The 1,172-nt window shown below is 51.2% G+C and carries 1 pseudogene; it reads right to left on the bottom strand.

The features are described 5' to 3' along the window. Positions 1-6: 6 nt before the first annotated feature. Positions 7-1,049 (bottom strand): annotated as a pseudogene (locus tag BLV04_RS24220) (IS630 family transposase). Between the last annotated feature and the right edge of the window lie 123 nt (positions 1,050-1,172).

Raw genomic sequence — 1,172 nt, 5'->3', positions numbered from 1 at the left:
TATACCTCATATAGGCACAAGCTCGCATTTCTTGAATGCCTGGAATTTCAGCGTGAGTAAAGAGTCCAGCTCCTTCTTGTGCGTGGTGTGCGTTTGTTTTAGGCAGTCGGTGATTGCATCTCGGAACTCGGCGAAATTGGGGTAGTATTTCGAGTAGAGGACTTTTTTCTTAACGAACTTCCACAACCTCTCGATCAGGTTTAAATTCGGTGAATAGGCGGGAAGATAAAGCAATTCGATATTCAGTTGCGAAGCTAGCGCTGTGACGATATTGCACTTCTGATAGCGCGCATTGTCCATAACCAACGTGATCGGCACGTCGAGATTCAGCATAGCAATGCGTCGTAACAAGTCGCAGACGCTTTCTGCGGTGATATAGGTATCGTTCGTCACCATCACCAGTTCATGTGTGACCGCGTTCAACGCACCGAGCACGTTGAAACGTTTTCTCCCAGCGGAAGTCTTTACAAATAGACGGGAGAATGACCACAGAATACCGAGAAAGGCACCCAATACAAAGTGAGCAGCATCGACAAAAAAATAGCGCGTTTGCCCTGCCTGGCTTCTTCGAGGCGCGGCTCCAACTCGTTGATACGAAAGTGTTCCTGCTTCTCCGGATCGGCTTTCGAGGGTATGGTTCCGACTCTTCTCGGAGCCATGTCGAGCGAATTGAGAAACCGCCCCACGGCGCTCGGACTGCGCTTGATTCCCGTCAGCTCCTCGATCATGGTCGCCGCCTCGTTGATGGTCGCAGGCGGATGCTTGCGGAAATGGGCTTCGAGTCGATAGCGATGTTGCTCCAACTCGCTCGTCGGGGCGTAGAAGTTGAGTTCCGTCAGCTTCTTGATACCGCCGGATTGAAACATCCCGAGGTACTGCCGTAACGTGTTGCTGGAGATTCCCGCGAGCCGACAAATCTCCCGGTGCGCAAGGCCCTTGCTCTTCAGCCACAGCGCCTCCATTCGCTTGCGCACTCTTGGGTGTGGATGCTCGTAACGCAACTGCTGAATTTTCTTCAAATCCTGCTCGGAGAACTCGATTCTGATCATCGTCGCAAAAAAACTACAAAGCGGCCCGTCGGTAGCGACAAGTTTAACTCGGAGTCAAAATGTTATCGAGCATTGCTGAGAGTCGACATGAGGAAAGTGCAGTTTGTGCCTATAAGAGGTATA

It is taken from the genome of Thiocapsa roseopersicina, from assembly GCF_900106925.1.
Lineage (GTDB): Bacteria > Pseudomonadota > Gammaproteobacteria > Chromatiales > Chromatiaceae > Thiocapsa > Thiocapsa roseopersicina.
This window is presented reverse-complemented; position numbering and strand designations above follow the sequence as displayed.